Annotated in this window: 25 protein-coding genes; 21 read left to right on the top strand and 4 right to left on the bottom strand. The window is 60.2% G+C overall.

Translation table 11 applies throughout. The annotated features are described in order from the left end of the window. Window positions 1-16: 16 nt before the first annotated feature. The 19 genes from AB843_RS14235 (at window position 17) to AB843_RS14160 (ending at window position 12,072) form a co-directional block, all read left to right on the top strand. Complete coding sequence (locus tag AB843_RS14235; protein ID WP_082143831.1) at window positions 17-652, top strand: ssDNA-binding protein; 636 nt, start codon at window positions 17-19, stop codon at window positions 650-652. Between the two features lie 10 nt (window positions 653-662). Continuing rightward, a complete protein-coding gene (locus AB843_RS14230; RefSeq protein WP_048647530.1) occupies window positions 663-1,070 on the top strand; it encodes a hypothetical protein in 408 nt (135 codons plus the stop codon). Continuing rightward, on the top strand, window positions 1,063-1,347 hold the full coding sequence (locus tag AB843_RS14225; RefSeq protein ID WP_048647529.1) for a DUF2312 domain-containing protein: 285 nt from the start codon (window positions 1,063-1,065) through the stop codon (window positions 1,345-1,347). The genes AB843_RS14230 and AB843_RS14225 overlap by 8 nt, the downstream gene beginning before the upstream one ends. Then, a complete protein-coding gene (locus tag AB843_RS14220) occupies window positions 1,344-1,541 on the top strand; it encodes a hypothetical protein (protein WP_048647528.1) in 198 nt (65 codons plus the stop codon). The genes AB843_RS14225 and AB843_RS14220 overlap by 4 nt, the downstream gene beginning before the upstream one ends. Next, on the top strand, window positions 1,538-1,786 hold the full coding sequence (locus tag AB843_RS14215) for a hypothetical protein (protein WP_048647527.1): 249 nt from the start codon (window positions 1,538-1,540) through the stop codon (window positions 1,784-1,786). The genes AB843_RS14220 and AB843_RS14215 overlap by 4 nt, the downstream gene beginning before the upstream one ends. After that, on the top strand, window positions 1,783-1,953 hold the full coding sequence (locus AB843_RS25590) for a hypothetical protein (RefSeq protein WP_157384518.1): 171 nt from the start codon (window positions 1,783-1,785) through the stop codon (window positions 1,951-1,953). The genes AB843_RS14215 and AB843_RS25590 overlap by 4 nt, the downstream gene beginning before the upstream one ends. 108 nt (window positions 1,954-2,061) lie before the next feature. Beyond that, a complete protein-coding gene (locus AB843_RS25010) occupies window positions 2,062-3,528 on the top strand; it encodes an HNH endonuclease signature motif containing protein (RefSeq protein ID WP_157384517.1) in 1,467 nt (488 codons plus the stop codon). Between the two features lie 98 nt (window positions 3,529-3,626). Further along, complete coding sequence (locus AB843_RS25005) at window positions 3,627-4,043, top strand: HNH endonuclease signature motif containing protein (RefSeq protein ID WP_082143830.1); 417 nt, start codon at window positions 3,627-3,629, stop codon at window positions 4,041-4,043. Beyond that, window positions 4,036-6,267, top strand: a complete 2,232-nt coding sequence (locus tag AB843_RS14205) for a DNA polymerase family A protein (protein WP_048647525.1) — start codon at window positions 4,036-4,038, stop codon at window positions 6,265-6,267. Before AB843_RS25005 ends, AB843_RS14205 begins: the two co-directional genes overlap by 8 nt. A gap of 194 nt (window positions 6,268-6,461) precedes the next feature. Further along, window positions 6,462-6,686: a hypothetical protein gene (locus AB843_RS14200; RefSeq protein WP_048647524.1), complete on the top strand. Its 225-nt coding sequence runs from the start codon at window positions 6,462-6,464 to the stop codon at window positions 6,684-6,686. Between the two features lie 13 nt (window positions 6,687-6,699). Further along, window positions 6,700-6,927, top strand: coding sequence for a hypothetical protein (locus AB843_RS14195; protein ID WP_048647523.1), 228 nt, complete (start codon window positions 6,700-6,702; stop codon window positions 6,925-6,927). Between the two features lie 11 nt (window positions 6,928-6,938). Continuing rightward, on the top strand, window positions 6,939-7,223 hold the full coding sequence (locus AB843_RS25585) for a hypothetical protein (protein WP_157384516.1): 285 nt from the start codon (window positions 6,939-6,941) through the stop codon (window positions 7,221-7,223). Further along, window positions 7,220-7,432 (top strand): hypothetical protein, encoded by a 213-nt coding sequence (locus AB843_RS14190; RefSeq protein WP_048647522.1) that lies wholly within the window; start codon window positions 7,220-7,222, stop codon window positions 7,430-7,432. The genes AB843_RS25585 and AB843_RS14190 overlap by 4 nt, the downstream gene beginning before the upstream one ends. A 110-nt stretch (window positions 7,433-7,542) precedes the next feature. Continuing rightward, entirely contained in the window at window positions 7,543-7,881 is a 339-nt protein-coding gene (locus AB843_RS14185) for a hypothetical protein (protein WP_082143829.1), read from the top strand. Window position 7,882: 1 nt separating this feature from the next. Further along, window positions 7,883-8,344 carry a hypothetical protein gene (locus AB843_RS14180; protein ID WP_048647521.1) on the top strand — a complete coding sequence of 154 codons (462 nt, stop codon included), beginning with the start codon at window positions 7,883-7,885 and terminating at the stop codon, window positions 8,342-8,344. Next, the gene (locus AB843_RS14175; protein WP_048647520.1) at window positions 8,341-8,682 is read left to right on the top strand and encodes a hypothetical protein; all 342 of its coding nucleotides are present in this window, start codon (window positions 8,341-8,343) and stop codon (window positions 8,680-8,682) included. Before AB843_RS14180 ends, AB843_RS14175 begins: the two co-directional genes overlap by 4 nt. Continuing rightward, complete coding sequence (locus AB843_RS14170; RefSeq protein WP_048647519.1) at window positions 8,679-9,494, top strand: hypothetical protein; 816 nt, start codon at window positions 8,679-8,681, stop codon at window positions 9,492-9,494. The genes AB843_RS14175 and AB843_RS14170 overlap by 4 nt, the downstream gene beginning before the upstream one ends. Beyond that, window positions 9,491-9,745 (top strand): helix-turn-helix domain-containing protein, encoded by a 255-nt coding sequence (locus AB843_RS14165; protein ID WP_157384515.1) that lies wholly within the window; start codon window positions 9,491-9,493, stop codon window positions 9,743-9,745. The genes AB843_RS14170 and AB843_RS14165 overlap by 4 nt, the downstream gene beginning before the upstream one ends. Before the next feature lie 83 nt (window positions 9,746-9,828). Continuing rightward, window positions 9,829-12,072, top strand: coding sequence for an AAA family ATPase (locus tag AB843_RS14160; RefSeq protein WP_157384514.1), 2,244 nt, complete (start codon window positions 9,829-9,831; stop codon window positions 12,070-12,072). A 325-nt stretch (window positions 12,073-12,397) separates the two neighbouring features. On the opposite strand, the gene AB843_RS26275 is transcribed toward AB843_RS14160, so the two are convergent. From AB843_RS26275 to AB843_RS14145, 4 genes are read right to left on the bottom strand one after another with little or no spacing between them, the layout of a single operon-like run. Then, window positions 12,398-12,529, bottom strand: a complete 132-nt coding sequence (locus tag AB843_RS26275) for a hypothetical protein (protein ID WP_280136297.1) — start codon at window positions 12,527-12,529, stop codon at window positions 12,398-12,400. After that, window positions 12,526-13,128: a methyltransferase type 11 gene (locus tag AB843_RS14155; RefSeq protein ID WP_048647516.1), complete on the bottom strand. Its 603-nt coding sequence runs from the start codon at window positions 13,126-13,128 to the stop codon at window positions 12,526-12,528. Before AB843_RS14155 ends, AB843_RS26275 begins: the two co-directional genes overlap by 4 nt. Beyond that, window positions 13,125-14,462, bottom strand: a complete 1,338-nt coding sequence (locus AB843_RS14150; protein ID WP_048647515.1) for a DUF3560 domain-containing protein — start codon at window positions 14,460-14,462, stop codon at window positions 13,125-13,127. The genes AB843_RS14155 and AB843_RS14150 overlap by 4 nt, the downstream gene beginning before the upstream one ends. Before the next feature lie 37 nt (window positions 14,463-14,499). Further along, on the bottom strand, window positions 14,500-14,730 hold the full coding sequence (locus tag AB843_RS14145) for a hypothetical protein (protein WP_048647514.1): 231 nt from the start codon (window positions 14,728-14,730) through the stop codon (window positions 14,500-14,502). A gap of 182 nt (window positions 14,731-14,912) precedes the next feature. On the opposite strand from AB843_RS14145, the gene AB843_RS14140 reads away from it, so the two are divergent. Together AB843_RS14140 and AB843_RS14135 are read left to right on the top strand one after the other, a co-directional pair. Beyond that, window positions 14,913-15,407: a hypothetical protein gene (locus tag AB843_RS14140; RefSeq protein WP_048647513.1), complete on the top strand. Its 495-nt coding sequence runs from the start codon at window positions 14,913-14,915 to the stop codon at window positions 15,405-15,407. Window positions 15,408-15,901: 494 nt separating this feature from the next. After that, window positions 15,902-18,178, top strand: a complete 2,277-nt coding sequence (locus AB843_RS14135) for a sialidase family protein (protein WP_048647512.1) — start codon at window positions 15,902-15,904, stop codon at window positions 18,176-18,178.

Below are 18,178 nucleotides of genomic sequence, written 5' to 3'. Positions count from 1 at the left end.
ACGGAGAAACTGAGAGATGGCTAAGAAAATGGCTCGTGGTGAGCCCTTCAGAACACCGGACTGCACCGTGTCCTTCGCCTTCGGGCTGTTCAAGTCGCGCACCCGTGAGAGCGACGACGGCAGCAAACGCGAGAGTTGGGATTGCACCTTGATTTTCGACGAGGCGGCAAGGCTCGTTCTGGAGAAGGAGATCGCCCAGGTCATCACCGCCGAGTGGGGCGAAAAGGGCATCCAGATGGCCAAGGACGGCCTGATCAAGTCGCCGCTCCTGTCGGGAACGGGCAAGGAAGCCCGCAACAAGGAAACGGGCGAACTGCACCCCGGCATGGGCGAAGGCAAGTTCTTCATCCGTGTCACGTCGAACAAGGCGCCGGTCGTCCGCTACAAGGATCCGAATATCCCGGCGACCGAGGAAGAGGTCTATTCGGGCTGCCGCGGCTTCGCGGTCATCAACGCCTTCTCCTGGTACAACCCGAAGAACGGCAACGGAGTCTCCTTCGGCATCGAGTATTTCCAGAAAAAGGGCGAAGGCGAACGCCTCGGCGGCTCTGGCGGTATCGACCCGGAGAAGTGGCACGAGAAGATCGAAGACGAAGGCGAGGCGCCTTCGGAAACGAAATCCGGCGCCGGCGCTGGCGGTCTTTTTGGCTGAACTGTAAGTTTTGACGACTGACGAAACGGACGATGACCGGCTATCGGTCATCGTCCTCAACCCCAGGAAGGAAATGATCGTGGAGAAAGATTATTCACCAGGCGGCATGAGCCTGACCAGCGGTGCTCTCCGTACTGCGTCTGCTTGCAGCACCGCGCAGAAAACACCGCACGGCGACTTGCTGCACAAGGCAACTGTCGAGAACGCCGAGTTCGCTGTCCAGATTGCGGCTCGCATCGAGCGCGTCGCCGACGCACTGACCGGCTCTGTGCCGGAGAGCTCCGGAAGCGCCGACAGCGATCCACGCGCGCCAGATGGCTTCCTCGACCAGATGCGATCCCGCGCGGCAGATCAATACCGCACGTTGGCGCGTATCAGCGAAGCTCTAGAGCGGTTGGAGCGCGATTTCAATGTCTGACGACAAGGCAGATATCAAGGGCGGCGACAACGCCCAGACAGTGGCCGCTGGCCAGCTCCGCGCCTTCATCGAGCGCATCGAACGCCTGGAAGACGAGAAGGCGACGATCGCCTTGGACATCAAGGAAATCTACGCCGAAATGAAGGGCACTGGCTTCGATACCAAGGCCGTTCGGACCATCGTCCGCATGCGCAAGAAGGACACCGCCGAGCTTCAGGAAGAAATGGCGATGCTGGAGCTTTACGGCACTGCCCTGGGCATGGGGTGCTTCGGATGAAACGCAACGGCTTCGGACAGACGACAATCGAGGCCGAAATCACCAGGGCGACCGACGCGGCCGTCCTGGTCGATCTCGACGACCAGGAAATCTGGATACCCCGCAGCGTGTGCCTGGAAGGCGATACGCTGGATGTCGGCGACACCGATCTGATCGTTGCCGACTGGTGGCTCGAGCAGGAGGGTTTGCTTTGACCTTCGACCAGGAACTGCGCGAAGCCTCCGACAAGGATGGTCTTCTGGAACTCAATCTGCGGCCCTTTCATGACAGCAAGAAGCGTCTCGTGTGGAAAGCGACCGCCGGCATGGCAAGTGACCCGCGCATGCTGATCGGTATAGACGCCGATCCAGTCGACGCGATCCGCAAAGCCTTGCGCGTGCTGCCGAATGAGCTGGTGATCGACGATGAACCCGAAACGACGGAAGGGGTATTCGGATGAAACGCTATTTCTACGAACCCGGGCATCCCGCCCATACAGACTGGTTCTGTGTTTTCGATCGGCGCCGCAGTGCCGCCGACGGCGCCGAAATAGCGCGCTGTAAAAGCCGAGACGACGCCGAAAAGATCGTGTCAGCGTTGAATTTCCTCTTCGACGAGAACGACTGATGTCGGCATACTACAACGAGATCGACCCCTACGCCGCGCAGTGGTTGCGCAACCTGATTTCCGCCGGACACATCGCGCCTGGCGACGTTGACGAAAGAAGCATCGAGGATGTCAAAGCTTCTGATCTGGCCGGATACACCCAATGCCACTTCTTCGCTGGGATCGGCGTCTGGTCGTACAGCCTCCGGCTCGCCGGATGGCCCGACGACCGGCCCGTCTGGACCGGAAGCTGCCCGTGCCCGCCGTTCTCGGCCGCGGGCAAAGGCAGTGAATGTCCTAGCTGCGGCGGAAAAAGTTGTCTCTCGCATCCTGTCGTCACAGCCGGATGGGTATGTCTCGATTGCGGCGACGAATGGCGAGGCGACGATCGCCACCTACTCCCTGAGTTCATCCGCCTCATCGGCGAGCGCCGACCTTCAGTCACGTTTGGCGAACAGGTTGCGAGCCGTGACGGACGGCTGTGGCTCTACACTCTACGCGCTGTCCTGGAAAGAGTGGGAAATGCCGTCGGGGCCGCCGATACCTGCTCTGCGGGCAGTGGCGCACCGCACATCCGGCAACGGCTCCGATTTGTCGCTAAAAGGCTGGCGCAGTCCGAACACAGTCGATGCGAAGCTCGGGAACCGAAACGGCGAGGATCAAGTGCAGCTCTGTTTTCAAGCGCTACAAGCGGGTTGGCCGACAGCCACGGTAACGGACGCCAAGAGGGGCGAGAAATACGACCCGTTCGCGCCGAACATGACGCTGAACATGGCGGGACAATTGTCGGGCTGGCCAACGCCGACGGCGGCGCTAGCCGACAAGGGGGTGCGCACCACAGCGGGCGGCATAATCGAGGCGCTGCGATCGAAAGGGCCGGATTTGGCGGCTGTGGCCTGTCTGACAGTGGAGGGACCGGCCCGACTAACGGTTTCTGGCGAGATGCTGACTGGCTCTTCTGCCGGGATGGAAAGTGGCGGCCAGTTGAGCCCCGGCCACAGCCGATGGTTGATGGGTCTACCCGCAGCCTGGGACGAGTGCGCGCCGGACACGTTGCCGAAATCGAACTCGAAATCGCAGAGTGGGCGATCCGATACGAAACCGACGCCGGAGAAGCGTTGTATGATTTGCGGTTGTCGCTTTCAGCGCGAGCGCAACGAGAATGGACGGCTGGAAGACTACCAGACATACATGAAGCGCCGATTTTGCTCGCTTTCCTGCGCCAACTCCAGGAGCAAGGGTGGGCTTTCTCGGAACGCCTATCAAGCGAGAGCGCGGAAGTTGCTGAAGGCCGCATGCGAGTGCTGCGGGACGGTGGAGCGACTGCACGCGCACCACGTGGACGAGGATTGGACGAACAACGAACCGAAGAACGTCCAGACGCTCTGCGTGTTTTGTCATCAATTCTGGCACGCCACGCATCGGAGGCTTGGCGTGAAGCCCACGCAGCCTATGCCGCGACTGGATTCCCTCTGGAGCACGGTGCAAGGGCTAGGGTCGGTCGCCTCAGAGGATACGGCAATGCGGTCGACGCGCAAGCCACGAAGCACTTCATCCAAGCCTACCTCGAAACCGAAGCCGAACGTCTTCGATTGACCGAGCATTCCGTAATGGCGACTGACCCAGGAGTGTTTGGATGACGATACTGATCACCGACCACGCCTTTTAGGTCGCTCGACCGAACGTGGACACAGATGTCCAGACACGGCACCGCTTATGAATACCGAAAGCGCGGCAAAATCCTTCATCCGGGCCGTATGACAGAAGGCCATCTGTCGGTAGCACTCGGTAAAGCCAACAGCCATTGCGTTCATGAACTGGTGCTTCTCGCCTTCGTCGGCCCGTGCCCGCCCGGCCACGAGTGCCGCCACCTAGACGGCGACGAAGCAAACAACCGGCTTTTCAATCTTAGGTGGGACACGCGAGGGAACAACGGCCGCGATAAGAAATGGCATCGTGTCTGCTCGCGCTACAAGTTACGCCCCGAAGACATAATTGCTATAAAAGCTTTACTCGGGACAATAAGCGGCAGAAAACTAGGAATTATATTTGGTGTAACGGAAAGTAATATTTCCTGCATTCGCACCGGAAAGATTCACATTGATGTATAGCGATTTAACCTTTGATTTCGAAACAAGAAGCGACATCGACCTGAAGAAGCGCGGCGTCTACAACTACATGGCGTCACCGAACACGCAACCGCTCATGGCGTCCTACAAGCTGAACGGCGGTCCCGTCCGTCGCTGGCGCCCCGGCCAGCCATGCCCGCCCGAGATCGTCGCCCATATCGAGGCCGGCGGCATGGTCTCAGCCCACAATGCCGCGTTCGAACGCTTGTTATGGCAGATGGTCCTGACGCCGCGCTACGGCTGGCCGGTGGCCCGCGTGGAGCAGTTCCGATGCACGGCGGCCACCGCTGCCGCCATGGCGCTCCCGCGCTCCCTGGACCGCCTGGGTGACGCGCTTGGCCTGACCGTCCGCAAGGACAAGGAAGGCACGCGGCTGATCCGCAAATTCTCCATTCCGCGCCGCCCGCGCAAGGGCGAAGACCCCGCCGGGCTCTATTGGAACGAACCGGAAGACCACCCGGAAGATTTCGAGCGGTTCCACGATTATTGCGACGTGGACGTGATGACCGAGGCTGAAGCCGACACGCGCATGGTGCCGCTGTCGGCCGACGAGCAATCCGTCTACGTTGTGTCGGAAATCATCAACGATCGCGGCATTCGTATCGATCGACGGTCGGCCCGCGCCGCGCTGGTGCTGGCAGCGAAGGCGAAAGCCATTCTCGACCGCGACATGCGTCTGGCGACCGGCGGCTATGTGAAGAAATGTACCGAACCGGGCAAGCTGGTCGAATGGGTGAACAGCCAGGGCGTCGCCATGGGATCGGCGGCCAAGGCCGAGGTCGACGCGCTGCTGGAGCTTGACGATTTGCCCGCCAATGTTCGCCGCGCGATCGAGCTGCGCCAGGAAGCGGCCAAGACATCCGTGTCGAAGCTGCAAGCCATGCTGGACCGAGCAAGCGCCGACGGCCGTGTGCGCGGGACGGATATCTACCACGCGGCCTCAACCGGACGCTGGCAGTCGGTCGGCATCAACAAAAACAACATGCCGCGCCCGCGCAAAGAGTTCGAAGGCGTGGCGCTGGAGCCGCTGTTCGATGCCTTCCGCGCGGAAGACCCTGAACTGCTGCCGCTGCTGTACGGGCCGAACCTCGGGCGGCCGCTGCATCTCATCTCCGACGCCATCCGGGGTTTCATCCTGGCCGCACCGGACCATGATCTGGTCCAGGCCGATTATTCCGGCATCGAGGGCGCGGTGATCGCCTGGTCGTCGGGCGAAGACTGGAAGGTCAAGGCACTGCACGAGATCGCCGCCGACCCATCGAAACCGGACCTTTACCGGCGCACGGCAGCGTCGATCATGAACACGACGACCGACGAAATCACCAAGAAACACCCGTTGCGCCAGTCCGTCGGCAAGGTCTCGGAATTGGCCCTCGGTTTCGGCGGTGGCGTCTCGGCGTTTTATTCGATGTCGCAGGGCTACGGTGTCAAGCTGGATCCACTGTTCGAACCGGTGTGGAAAACAGCAACCGAAGAACGCCGCGAGAAGGCGGTCAAGCGCTACGAAAGCTGCCTGAAGCGTGGCGACAGCAAGGCCGATGTCCTGTCGCGCGAGGCGTGGCTGGCGTGCGAGCTGATCAAGGTCGGCTGGCGTGCCTCCAATCCGGCCATCGCCTCCGGCTGGAAGCTGCGCGAGCAGGCCATGCGCGAGGCGATCCAGAACCCCGGCACGGTGACGCGAACACTGAAATTCGAATACATCGTGGCGCATGGCTATCTGTGGGCGCGGCTACCGTCCGGGCGGTGCCTGGCTTACGGCGCGCCGCGGCTGACGGACCAGGTTTGGGCGAAGCGCAACGTCGATGGCGAGTGGCTCGACAGCGAGGTCATGGACCGGCTGATCGCCGAGAAGCTGGCGCTGAAGGGCGAAGTGAAGATCGAGGGCGCCACGTCGCCGCGCATCTCCGCGCTCGGCGTCGACAGCGTGACCAAGAAGTGGCGGCGCTTCGGCCTGTATGGCGGGTTGATCGCTGAGAACGACACGCAGGCCGTCGCGCGGGATTTCCTGGTCAACGGCATGCGCAAGGCCGAAGCCGCGAGCTATCCGCTGATCGGACATGTCTATGACGAGCTGATCGCCGAAGTGCCGCGCGGGTGGGGTGATTTGGCGTTTTTCGAGAAGCTGATCTGCGAATTGCCGCCGTGGGGCGAGGGCATGCCGCTGACTGCCGGCGGCTTCCGCGGCAAACGATATCGGAAAGACTGAAGATAAGTAATTTTGTACGTTGACACGGACGGACAAACGACATACGTTTTGCTTGTAGACGAGAAAGACGGCCAACCGACGCAGGAGGACACCATGTAGACCGCAGCGCGTTGCGCGCTCGACATTCCCCTCTCAGCCGGTCCAGCCAACCCCTCCCCGATGTGCTGGACCGGTGCCTCAACAGGAGACGACCGATGAGAATTGAAAAATCGACACTCTTTCATCTAATCGAGATGAAATACAAACCCGATATCCAGATCGAAATTCGCCCCGACAAGAAACGCATCGTTATCCGCCAAGGTGAGGGCGAAAATACAAACGAAATTTGGATTGACATTGACGATGTAGAAGATGTCGCACAGGCGATGAATACCGCAGCCAACACTGTGCGTTTCGCTTTTATTACCAACGACGAATAATTCCGGAGACCACATGCCCCGCAAAATCCGACGTCCGCTGAAGCAGTACGGCAAACCGACCGAGATGATGGCCGTGCGCGTACCGGCCGACCTGCATAAGCTGGTGAAAGGCCAAGCCAAGCGCGACGGCATACCGAAATCACGCAAGGTCGTCGAGTTGCTGGAAGCGGGGCTGACGGCTGAAACGGAAAAGACCATGGCCGAGGCGCTGACGACAGCGCCGGGCGATGTGTTCGACTAGGAGGACGACCAATGCGAATTGGACAGCATGTTGTGTGCATCGACGACAGTCCCGGACTGCTCATGTCGGCGCGGAAGCTACCGCAACTGGAGCGCGGTCGGGTTTACACTCTAGCTGACGTGACGTCCAAATTTAGAGTTCTCGCGGTGCAACTTGAAGAATACCCGCGAACCTATATCGAAAACGGCGTTGAATTTGAAGGTTGGCTAAAGGCCAGCCGGTTCCGTCCGCTGCGCAAGTTGTCGATCGAGGATTTCACAAGCGTCGATGCGCCACTCGAAACGGAGCTGGCATGACCTTCGATGAAGCGCGCGAAAAGTTCCCGTCACTCGGCCTTGGCCTTTACGGCATGGAGCCGGGGCAGGCGGTGACGCTGGAAGTCTATTCGCCCGACGGACAGGTCTTCAGCTTCCGCGGCGCGACCGCCCAGGCGGCGCTGGATCTGGCGTTCCCGCCCGAGCCCGAGACGCCACCGGCCGAACCGGCAGAGAATGTTTTCGACTGAACCGTCCGTAATGACGACTGATGGAGAGCAGACATGACGATCGAAACGCGCGTTTATTGCATGCTTGGGTTCGCCTTCCTGTGGGTCGGCTGGTTCGAAGCGGTGCCGCTATGACTTCCGAAGACAAGCGGCTGTTGGCCGCCACTTCCGTCATGTCGGCGCTCGGCATCGTCGCCATGCTGTGGGCCTTCGACGCCGACGCGCACGAAGCGCCGACCGGGTGGCGCTATCCCTACGCGTGTTGCTCCGACCAGGACTGCCGCCAAGTGGCCGATGCCGACGTCCGCGAAGGACCGGAGGGCTACACGATCGCCGCCACGGGCGAGACGCTGGCCTACGCCGATAAGCGTGTGCGCAACTCGCCCGATGGCGTTTTCCACTGGTGCTCGATCTTCGGTGATGAGACCAGCCGGACGATCTGCCTGTTCGTCCCGCCCAGGAGTTTTTGACATGACCAAAGCCATCAACAACCCCGTCGCCGGACCCCGCTGCGTTCTCACAATCGAGGAACTGCGCAAGGCCGGCTGGATCGTTATCGGGCCGGGCGAGAGCGACCCGCGAGATGCGGAGATTGAACGACTGACCAACCTAACTGACCAGTTGCGCATGGAGGCTCAATTGCACTCCGGGGAAGCGCGAGCGGCAAACGCCTCCCTGCGCGAAGCTTATCAAGCGGTGTCGGGTGGCAGGGGAGAACCTGGCAGCTGGAACGGTGCGGAACCGATCAAGGCTGAAGTCTCTCGCCTGCGCGCCAAGCTGGCCGAAGTAGCGGAAGGTCGGTTAGCCGAAGCTGAAGGCGTTATCGAAATTATTGCGGGCAAGCGTCAGCACATAGACAGTCTCATGAGCAATCAAGAGATAGCAGATGCCTACCTCCGCGCCGCCCGCAAATTCATGGAGCAGAGCCGATGACAGAAGCAATCGCGATCTATCTCCCCTGGCTCCTTTCCGCAATCACGATCTACATGACCGTCCTTGCTGGCAACAAGGCCCGCCACGCATGGCTGTTTGGTCTCGGCAATCAGGCTCTTTGGCTGGTCTGGATCGTCACAACAGGAGCATGGGGTCTCATTCCGATGAACATCGCACTGTGGGTCGTCTATGCCCGCAATCATCTGCGCTGGACAAGCGAACAAGGGGCTCTAGTAGTTCCGGACAAACGAGTGCCCCTGAAAGACCCGCAGTCCAACGGGACGGTTGAAGCTCTTAGGTCCGGGCCAGCACAGACAATTGCGGAGGATCGGTCATGACCAGAGAACAAAAGCTTGAGGCGGCGTTGCTCCGTATTATCGATATCCATAAGCGTAATTTCGGCAGACAAGACGAGAAGCTTGCGGACATCCGTCCAATTGCTCTTGCCGCTCTCTCCATAGAGGGAGAAGCGGAGGCGGTAGCTTGGCGCTGGAGACCGTTAGACGGAGCAGTATGGGTCGTGTGGAATACGAAACCGGAATACGGGGTCAATCTAATTGACGATGCCGAAGTTGAGATTGAGCCCCTCTACACCCGCCCCTCCCCACCCATCGCAATAAGCGATGAACAGGTGGAGCGGGAGACACGCGAAATTGAGCGGAACGTAAAATCGAAACTGCGAGCAGCATTCAGAAAGGCTCTTTCAGACCTCCCAGAAATTGCCCCGCCGGAAATCGCATCGGTCTTATCGAACGTGCATATGCAAGACGAGTTCCTGTCAGAAGGGAAACGCTTGCAAATGCAGCATGGTCTTGCTGCGGTTCCACCACGTGTCGAACAGGAGTGCGGAGCCGGCGCATGGTCACTCATGCGGGCAGGTGTCCTATCCGCACTATCCGCTACCCAAACCACCGTTGAGTATGATGACGGCGGCAAAACGATACGTGTGTATCGCAAGCCGTCCAACGAGCAGCGCTACTTCGACGCGCTCAAACGCATCGCCGTCTACCAAACATCTGAACGGCTCCTGAAAAAGAGTTGGGACGATTGGGGACTCGACAGTGGGTTGGAGGCTCTTGAATACGCCTACGATAACGTTCAAGAAGAAGCCCGACGCGCCGTCAAAGGTAAGCGGAGGCCAAAGACATGAGCGCCCCACTGTTTCAGCCCCAACGCAAAGACCCGCGCACCGCATCGACCGTCGTCCGCGCCATGTTCAACGACATGCGCGCCCGCCGTATCTACATCTCCGACATGGCGGCCGAGATGCACCGCACCCGAACCTGTCTGCAATACTGGAAAAGCGGCCGCAGCGACCCGACGATAACCAACGTCGAGGCCATGGCGCAGATCCTGGGGTATGAGCTCGTTCTCGTGCCGATCGTCCGTGATGGCGACTGACACTCTGGACAGCGGCGGACGAAACGCGCAAAGATGAGGGTTCCGCTCGACCCGACGACCAGCCAACCCAGGAGCCCGCTATCGTGAACGACCAATCCGCCAACCACTTCGCGCGATTGTGGGTGCTTGGCTACAACCGCCTGTGTCCGATCCTTCCACCCGGCTGCCCTATCTCAGAACGGTCATCGATCGCCCGCCGCATTGCCGCTGGCGACGACGCGCGCGGCAAGGCCCCCGGCGTACAATGGCGCGACGGGTCGTGGTCCGGTTTCGATTTCGTCGCGCATGAAAGCACCGAAGACGATCTGGTCCGATGGAACGCCATGGGTGCCGGCGTCGGCGTCAAGACGGGTCGCGGACTGGTGCTAATCGACGCCGACACGCTGCACGAGGGCCGCGCCAAGATCATCAAATCCACGATCGAAAGCCTCGCCGGGCCACTACCCGTGCGCATCGGCAAATACCCGAAAGCCGGTTATCTGGTCCGCACTGACGATGATTTCCAATACACACGCATCGAGTTCGGCGAGCGCGATGACAAGGGCCGCTTGCAAGAACGCGTCGAGATATTGGCCGAGGGCCGCCAATTCGTCGCCAGCGGCACGCATCCCGGCACACAGAAGCCGTATCGCTGGCCCCAGGGCGTGCCTGCATACGCGGACGTGCCGTTCGTGGCCGGTGACACGCTGCTGGCTATCCTCGATGCCCTGCGGCCCCTTCTGCCCGCGGCGTCGGCCATTGTTCGCGAGGGCGCACCGACCGAAGTGGACCAGGACAGTCTGCGCGGCGATATGGCGCTGATCGCCAAGGCCGTTGCCGCCACGCCGAACACGTCCGCCGCCTTCCCGACGCGCGAGGCCTATCGGGATTACGGCTATGCCATCAAGGCCGCTGCCGGTCCCGGCCATGAGGCCGAGGCGTTCGACCTTTTCGCCGATTGGTGCGCCCGATGGGCCGAGGGCGAAAACGAGCCCGATATCGTCGCCGCCGATTGGGCCCGCATGAAACCGCCGTTCCGGCGCGGCGCATCCTGGCTGTACGAATTGGCGGCGCAACATGGCGAGCCCGGCGCGTTCGATGCCGGCGAGGCTGTGGCCTTAGCTTGGTTCGAGCCACCGCGCGAACCGCTGTTTCGGGAAGAGCCGGCCGAACCGAAGTGTGTCATAGACCCAACACCCTACCGCTTCGCCGATCCGAAGACGCTCCCGCGTCGGCAATGGCTGTACGGCAATCACTACATCCGCAAATATGTCAGCACCACGTCGGCTCCGACCGCTGTAGGCAAGTCGTCAATGACGATGGTGGAAGCGCTGGCCATGGCATCCGGCAAGCCGCTGTTGGGCATCGAGCCGCGGGGCACGTTTCGCGTTTGGATTTGGAACGGCGAAGACCCGCATGAAGAACTGGAACTGCGCATAGCCGCCGCGCGCATGCATTACGGCTTAACGCAAGAGGATCTTGGCGACCGGCTGTTTCTCAACAGCGGACGCACAATGGAAATCGTCATGGCGAAGCAGACACGCAACGGCGCAACGCTTCAGGTTCCTGTCGTCGAAGCCGTTGCGGAGGGGTTGCAGCGGCGCCAGATCGATGTCGCTATCGTCGACCCGTTCATTTCGACCTACCACGGTACCGAGACAAACGAGATGTTCGACCTGGTGGCGAAGAAATGGGGCGCCATAGCGGGAGCCTGCAACGCATCCGTGGAACTGGTTCACCATGTGCGCAAGCTGAACGGCGGGGAAATCACTATCGAGGACACGCGCGGCGGTGGCGCGCTCGTTGCGGCGGCCCGGTCCAAGCGTGTCCTGGCGCAGATGTCGGGGCAGGAGGCGAAGAAATTCGGCGTCGAGGATACCAGTCGCAAACGGTTCTTTCGCGTGGCCGACGCCAGCGTGAACATGGCCCTTTCCGCTGTCAACTCAACCGAGTGGTTCGAAATGCAATCCGTGGCGATCGGCAACGGCGAGGGCTCCACGCCAGTCGACCAGATGTTGAGCGGCGATCACGTAGGCGTGGCCACGCTGCGGACCATAGACCCGGACAGAAGCGCGCTGGATGACGAGCAGAAAGAAAAGCTCATGGGCATGTTGGCGGCAGGTGGCTGGCGTGAGAGCGAACGAGCCAGCGCATGGGCGGGATGCGCCGTAGCGGAAGTCATGGGGCTGGATGCGGTCGACGATAAGGTGGCAATCCGAGACATTCTTAAAGGACTGAAGCGGGAAAGAGCAGTCAAGGTTGAACACAAGACGGACAGAAACAAGAATAAAGTCTCGTATATCGTGCCTGACGATCAGGACGAATTGTCCAAAAACGTGTTTGAATAAGACAGAATGTCCGTAAAATCAGCCATTACCGTAGGTCCGTACGTAGGTAATTTTCGTACCTACGGAGCCTACGGCGCTGCGGCCTCCGTAGGTCCGTAGGTAAGGGCTCCCCCTAAAGGGGGAGAGCCCACTACCCTTCGGCTGCGGACCCACGGTCGGTAGGCCGCGGCTGGACGCGAAAGAACGAGGCCGAAATTAAGGAAAAGAAAAACCCCGTCGCGGCCAACGGGGTTTGTATTACGTTTCGGGTAGAAGGGTTAAGCGAGGATTGCGGTCAAGACGAAGGCGACGCACCAGGCTTTCAGGATGAAGGCAGCAAGGTGGATCATGCGCCGCCCCCGGAGCTCGCAAGGCCGGCGACGATGACGAGAAGCCAAAAACCCATGGTGGCGCAAAAGATGACGGCGATTATCAGATCGAGCAGGTTGATTGCCGTATCGAGGATATCGGGTTTCATGGCTCCACTATCCTTATGATTTTGGTGTGCACCTTCGCTGTTGAGAATGTGTCAGGAGGTAGAACCTCCAGCGTCTCGGTGTCGGGGTGTTCGAAAGTGATCGGAACTAAGGCCACTAGGGTGGCCGGCTCGGAATGTCCGCCGCGGTTTAGCAGTGAGAGCGCGGCGGCGATGTGTTTGCGAACGTCACTGAAAGGCGGGTTCATGATGACGCGCGGAAACTGTACCTTTCCGGCGACCTCGCTTGACCATTCCAGAAAGCAGCGGTTCACAACTGAGCCGAATTTGTCGAGGCCAGCGGCGAGTTGAATATGTTTCTCAACCTGGACAAGCTCGAAACGACTATGCCCGGCATCTAGAAGCGCTTTAGAAAGCTGACCGGTTCCGGCGCTCGGCTCCAATGTTAGCCAATCGCCTTGCGGCCCTAGATAGTCGACCATCCGCGCGGCCACGTCGTCAGGCGTGACGTGGCATTCCGTTGCACGATCGACCATGACAGGCTCGGCAAGCTCGACTTTTTCTAGATCGCCGAAATGTTCCCGCCGCTGGACCGCAAGCACCATGGGCTTATTGGGTCGACGATACACCGCGCGTTTCATTCTGCCGCCTCAGGTATGGCGTCTAGGATGCATTCGCTATCCGGCTTCGGATGAACCTTTGAGTCAGTCAGGAAAACCGCGCACCATCCGGCCGTATAGCGCGGAACATCTGTGCGCGGGTTCGGGCAAACCTTGACGCGGAACGTTCCGTCAGCGCTGAAAAACGTGCCGCGTTGCTCAGAATAGATTTTGCCGTATTCGGCTTTCGTCATCTCGACGACGGGCAGCACTTGCCGCTTGCCGAAACGGTTCACCATGATTCCGGCCGCCTTGACGTTGACGACTGACGGCTTTTCGTTCCGCTTCACGTCGGGAATCGAATAGCCGCAATCCCGCATCAGGTCGCGCCATTCGTCGGGCGAAAGCTCTAGCGTTTTGCCGCTGGCGATATGGGCGGGAAGCGGCACAGAAGACTCGAGCACAAAGCCCATATCCGTTGCCGTCGCCTTCGGCTTGTGTGCGCCGTGCTCGCGAGCGAACATCTGAATTGCAGTCTCTCGCAACTCGCCTTCGTGGCGCGCGACCGTGCCGAGCAATTCCCTTTCATAGGAAAGCCGGTTGAGCGTGTGCGAGATCCAGCGCTCCCAATAACCGGAATCGAGCGCCTTTTGATAGGCTTCGATACGCTCGGCACGGAGTCCTTGTGGCGTCTTTTCGCCACTCTGCAAAGCGCCGTAGTCGCCGAATTTCGTAAACTTGCCGTAGTTCGCGGCCTTCACGATTGTTTCGTCGTCTGTCACGCGGTCCCAAAACGCAAGCGCCGCGTGGCAATTATTCAGGTTGCCTTGCAGGTCGCGAAGTTCGGCGAGTAGTGTTTTGATCCGTCGCGCTCTCACCTTCGGATCGCTCTTGCGGTTCGCGTGACGCTCGACTCCTTCGGCGCGGTAAAGCCAATAGTCGGCGAGCTTCGCGGCCTTGTTTGCTTTAGCCTGCGCGGAGTCCATCCGCTCTTTTGTCTTCATGGCTTTGCGCTCGGAATGGTGTCCGACAAGAATCGGCTGACCATGCGAAAAGGCTTCCGATAGTTGCTGCGCGGCGCGGTTGAATGCGTTCGCTTCCCGGTGGCGCTTGTGTGCCAGGTCGTCGAGACGTTCGGCCTTTGCCTGCGCGCGCTCGGCAATGGTCATTTCTTCCGGCTCGATTTCGCCCGCGAGTTCAATCAACAAATCTTCACGGCGCGGCGACCACTTCGGCGCAACAAAAAGCTCTTGCTTTGGAGCCCATACGAATCCCGCCGCTTTCACGCGGGCGAATGTTTCGGCGTCTAAACGCGAAGAGGCGTAGAGCCTGAGTTTGTTATCCTCCGGGCTGTACGTAGCGGTGAATGTGGTCATGGTCGTCAATCCTTGTCAGTCGTCATTGTGGACGATTTTAGGCGCGAAAAGTGTATTCTTGGCAGTCGGCGCCGCCGACAGCCGGCGAAGCGTCATGCCTCCAACGGAAGCCCGCGTCTTCGCATGTCAGGGCGTCCGAGAATGAAACGCCCTGTAGCGCCAGAAAGGAGTTCAGTGCGGAAACGTCTTCCTCATCAAGCCCGGAATAGTCGCCATTGATGATTGCAGACGCCCAATGGCTCGGGGCAGTTAGGGTTATGGTCTTCATGGCCGTTGATCCTTGTATGTCGTTTCGTCTGGTCTGTCTGAAATGTATGTCGTTTGTCCGTCCGTGTCAACGGACAAAATTGACGAAATGCGCAAGGCGGCGTAACGTGTCGAAATTGGCTGAGGTTGCAAACTGCAACTGGTTGCAAGGAATATCGGAATTAGACGAGAGGCTAGAGCTATATGGCGCGCCGCGTGTTGAGCCCTATGCAGCAGGAGTTTGCGAAGAACATGTTACGCACGGGTGACAAGATTTATTCCGCAGAGAAAGCCGGCTACAAAACACCGCTTGTCGACGGGTATAAACTCATGAAAAATGAGCTGATCGCCAACGCGATCCGCTCTGAAGCGCGCAAATTCCTCGACGAGAAAGCTGGTCCGGCGGCCGTCTATAACCTGGCCTCGATCATGCTCGACGAGAAACAGCCCACCGGCGCGCGCGTCAAAGCCTCTGAAATCATTGGGAAATGGTCCGGCATGGCTGGCGACGATAACGCCGGCGGCAAGGAACCGCACGAGATGACAGGCGACGAACTGCGCGCGCACATCGCCAAGATGGAGCGCCAGCAGGACGCCATGAAACGCGCCTTGGCCGACCAGGCGCGGCCCGTGCTCGAGGGCTCGACGCTCGACGAGGTAGAGCCGGACGATAGCTCCGGATCCGGCGTTTTCGATTGATTTGCTACCATCCTGCTACCATCGGCGAGGCGCAAAGCCTTACGCCACAAGAGAAGCAAACTACGTTGATAACGTAGAGGACGCGGCGCAGGGGCGGTATCGAGGCCCCTGGACGCGCGCCCGGCCCCTGCCGTCAGTCCGCCGCGGCTCCGCCGCCGGTCGCCGGACGCCGCAACAAATTTGCACCCGAAAATCGAACTCGGACTTCGTGTCCGCAACGGCCGATGAGGCCGCCAAGGCCGCAACTGGGTCAACGGCCATAGCGCCCGTATCGGGCGCGTCCGCGCATCGGCCGAAGGTCAGTCTTTCCGTCTTGACGCCGGACTGACAATCGACGTACTGTGCGGACGCCCGTTCCCTCTGGGCCTGGATGATTGGTCGTCATCTGTTGCCGCCGCAGCGAAACATCCTCCCTCGCTGCGGCGGTTTTCTTTTGCATCGGTACGGAATGACTGGTATTTGTCGGCTGACACAACCGGACGAACGGACAGAAGATGGCCGACCCAACGAAGCCGACGATCGACTACTCCTACACGGGTTTCCAGCAGGAACAGCAAGAGTTCCCATTTCCCGGTACGCAACTGGACAACGATCTGGCGAACCTGGTCAATTCGGTCGACCAGACGATCGATGCACTGAAGGACGTGAGACGGGCCGACGGTGCGCTGAAGAACGGCATCGTCACCAATGACAGCCTCTCACCGGATTTGCTGATCGGCATCGAGGCGCCGACCGATTGGGCGCCGTCGACGGCCTACAACATCAACAGCACGGTTTATGAAGGCGACGCGATCTACCGGGCCACGGTCTCGCATCTGAGCGGCGCCAGTTTCGCGACGGATCTGGCGAACGGAAAGTGGGAGAAGATCGTCGATTTCTCGGCGCTGACGGATGCGGCAGCGGCCAGCGCCGCGGCTGCGGCGGTGTCGGAGACGAACGCCGCCGGAAGCGCTTCCAGTGCGACGACCAGCGCGGCAACGGCCACGACGCAGGCCGGTATTGCTACGACGAAAGCGGCCGAGGCAAGTGCCGATGCGGATGCAGCGGCGGTTAGCGCGGCGGCGGCGGAAGCGGTATTGGCAGGAGCGGGGGCCACCGGCCTTGCGCTGCTGGAAGCGGAGACGGGGGCCGAAGCATTTGAAATCGCCGTCCCGGATGACGCGATTACGGGTGTGAAGATAGCCGACGAGTCCGAAGGTCTGAGCAGCATTCTTCTTAAGCTCGGGATTGACCGCGCGCCAGATGCTCTGCCCAAGACGCCGCAGTATACGCCCACCTCGTCAATCTCGGAAACGCGCGTTTTAATAAACGGATCGACAGAGAACGGCGGCTCGCCCGTCTACCACCGGCACTTCGGGTCGATCATTCGCGACCACACGGGCGTCCTTCACGTTTTCTACCGCCGCGCACTTGGTCACGCGACATACTTCGAAGGTGACCTCTGCCACGTCTCAATCGATCACGATGGCAATGAGCGATCCGCCGAGACCGTGATATTGGCCCACGGTACAGATCGTGATCTTCACTCTCCAATGGCCGTTGTGACACCCTCCGGCCGGATTGTGCTGACCTTCTGCGACGTGCAGATGCCGAGCGCGGGCAATTCAGTCGATTTGCGCAGCATGTACTCGGATGACAATTGCGGCTCGTGGTCTTCGCCGACAACATTTTACACTGATGACCTGTCGCGAACGTACGGGCAGCCGCGCATCGTCCCTTCCGACGTGGCGGGCGAGCGCTGGCGCATTCTCCAACCTTGGTATGGCCGCGACGCCGGGGGCACCAACAGGCGCATTGGTATATTCGAGAGCACGGACAACGGCGAGGTTTTCGCCGATCTTGCCACGCCGATATACGAGGGTGCGGACCTGACCCTGAGCGAAACCAGCATTGCGTGCCTCAACGCCAAGGTCTGGTTCGCCGCGATGCGCAAGAATGGCGGCAGGCTGCATTGGGCGGTGACGACAAACGCGGGCGCATCCTGGACGGCCCCGACTGTCGTCACGTGGGGCACAACACTGGACATCGCGCCTTCGCTGGACATCATTTTCAGCCGTGGCGTCCCGTTCCTGCTTTTGGGGTACTGCGACCGCAGCACGGACCAAACCAAGTGGCGCTGGGCCAAGGCGTCCAGTTTGATGACAAACGCCGAGGCGATGGGAAAGCTTGCCGCAGTCACGTCCGCCGCCGACATGATCGAGGCGTCGGGATATCAAGTCCCATACATCTACCCGAACGGGCAGATGCTCTTTGTTGAGTTTGAAGAGTACGTTTACGGAGGCGGCGGGATTTCAGACCCCGCAGGCTCGGATGTTCGGCTCGTTTGGGCGAACCCTGGCGCATGGGTTGATGGGCATGAGTTCTCGTTCACGCCGACGATTGTTGGCGCCTCTACGCCCGGCTCGCCAACTGGCGTCAACACAGGAACAATCAGCAAGGATGCAAACGGGCTTGTCTCAGGTAACCTCCGCATCGCCCTGACGAGCAAGGGAGGGATGGTCGGGCAACTAAAGCTTGGCCTCCCATACACAAACAAGACCGGAAATCGCTACCGTTCCGGGGCGACGGTGACGTTCTTCGACAATGTCTCGCTGCCTGACTACAGCGTGCCAATGCCATTTATGCCGGGCGGATCGTCCACGATTGACCTGTGGCGGACGTACAACGGCGGCTCTGGTACATCGACGGTCGGGCCCGCGACCATCTCGGCAATACATGTTGACGATGATTTCGTGATCGAGATGGTGTTCTCGTATTTCACCGACGACTAG

It is taken from the genome of Nitratireductor soli, assembly GCF_001050155.1.
Lineage (GTDB): Bacteria > Pseudomonadota > Alphaproteobacteria > Rhizobiales > Rhizobiaceae > Nitratireductor > Nitratireductor soli.
Note: the sequence above shows the minus strand (reverse complement) of the source record. Positions and strands in the feature narration are given on the sequence as shown.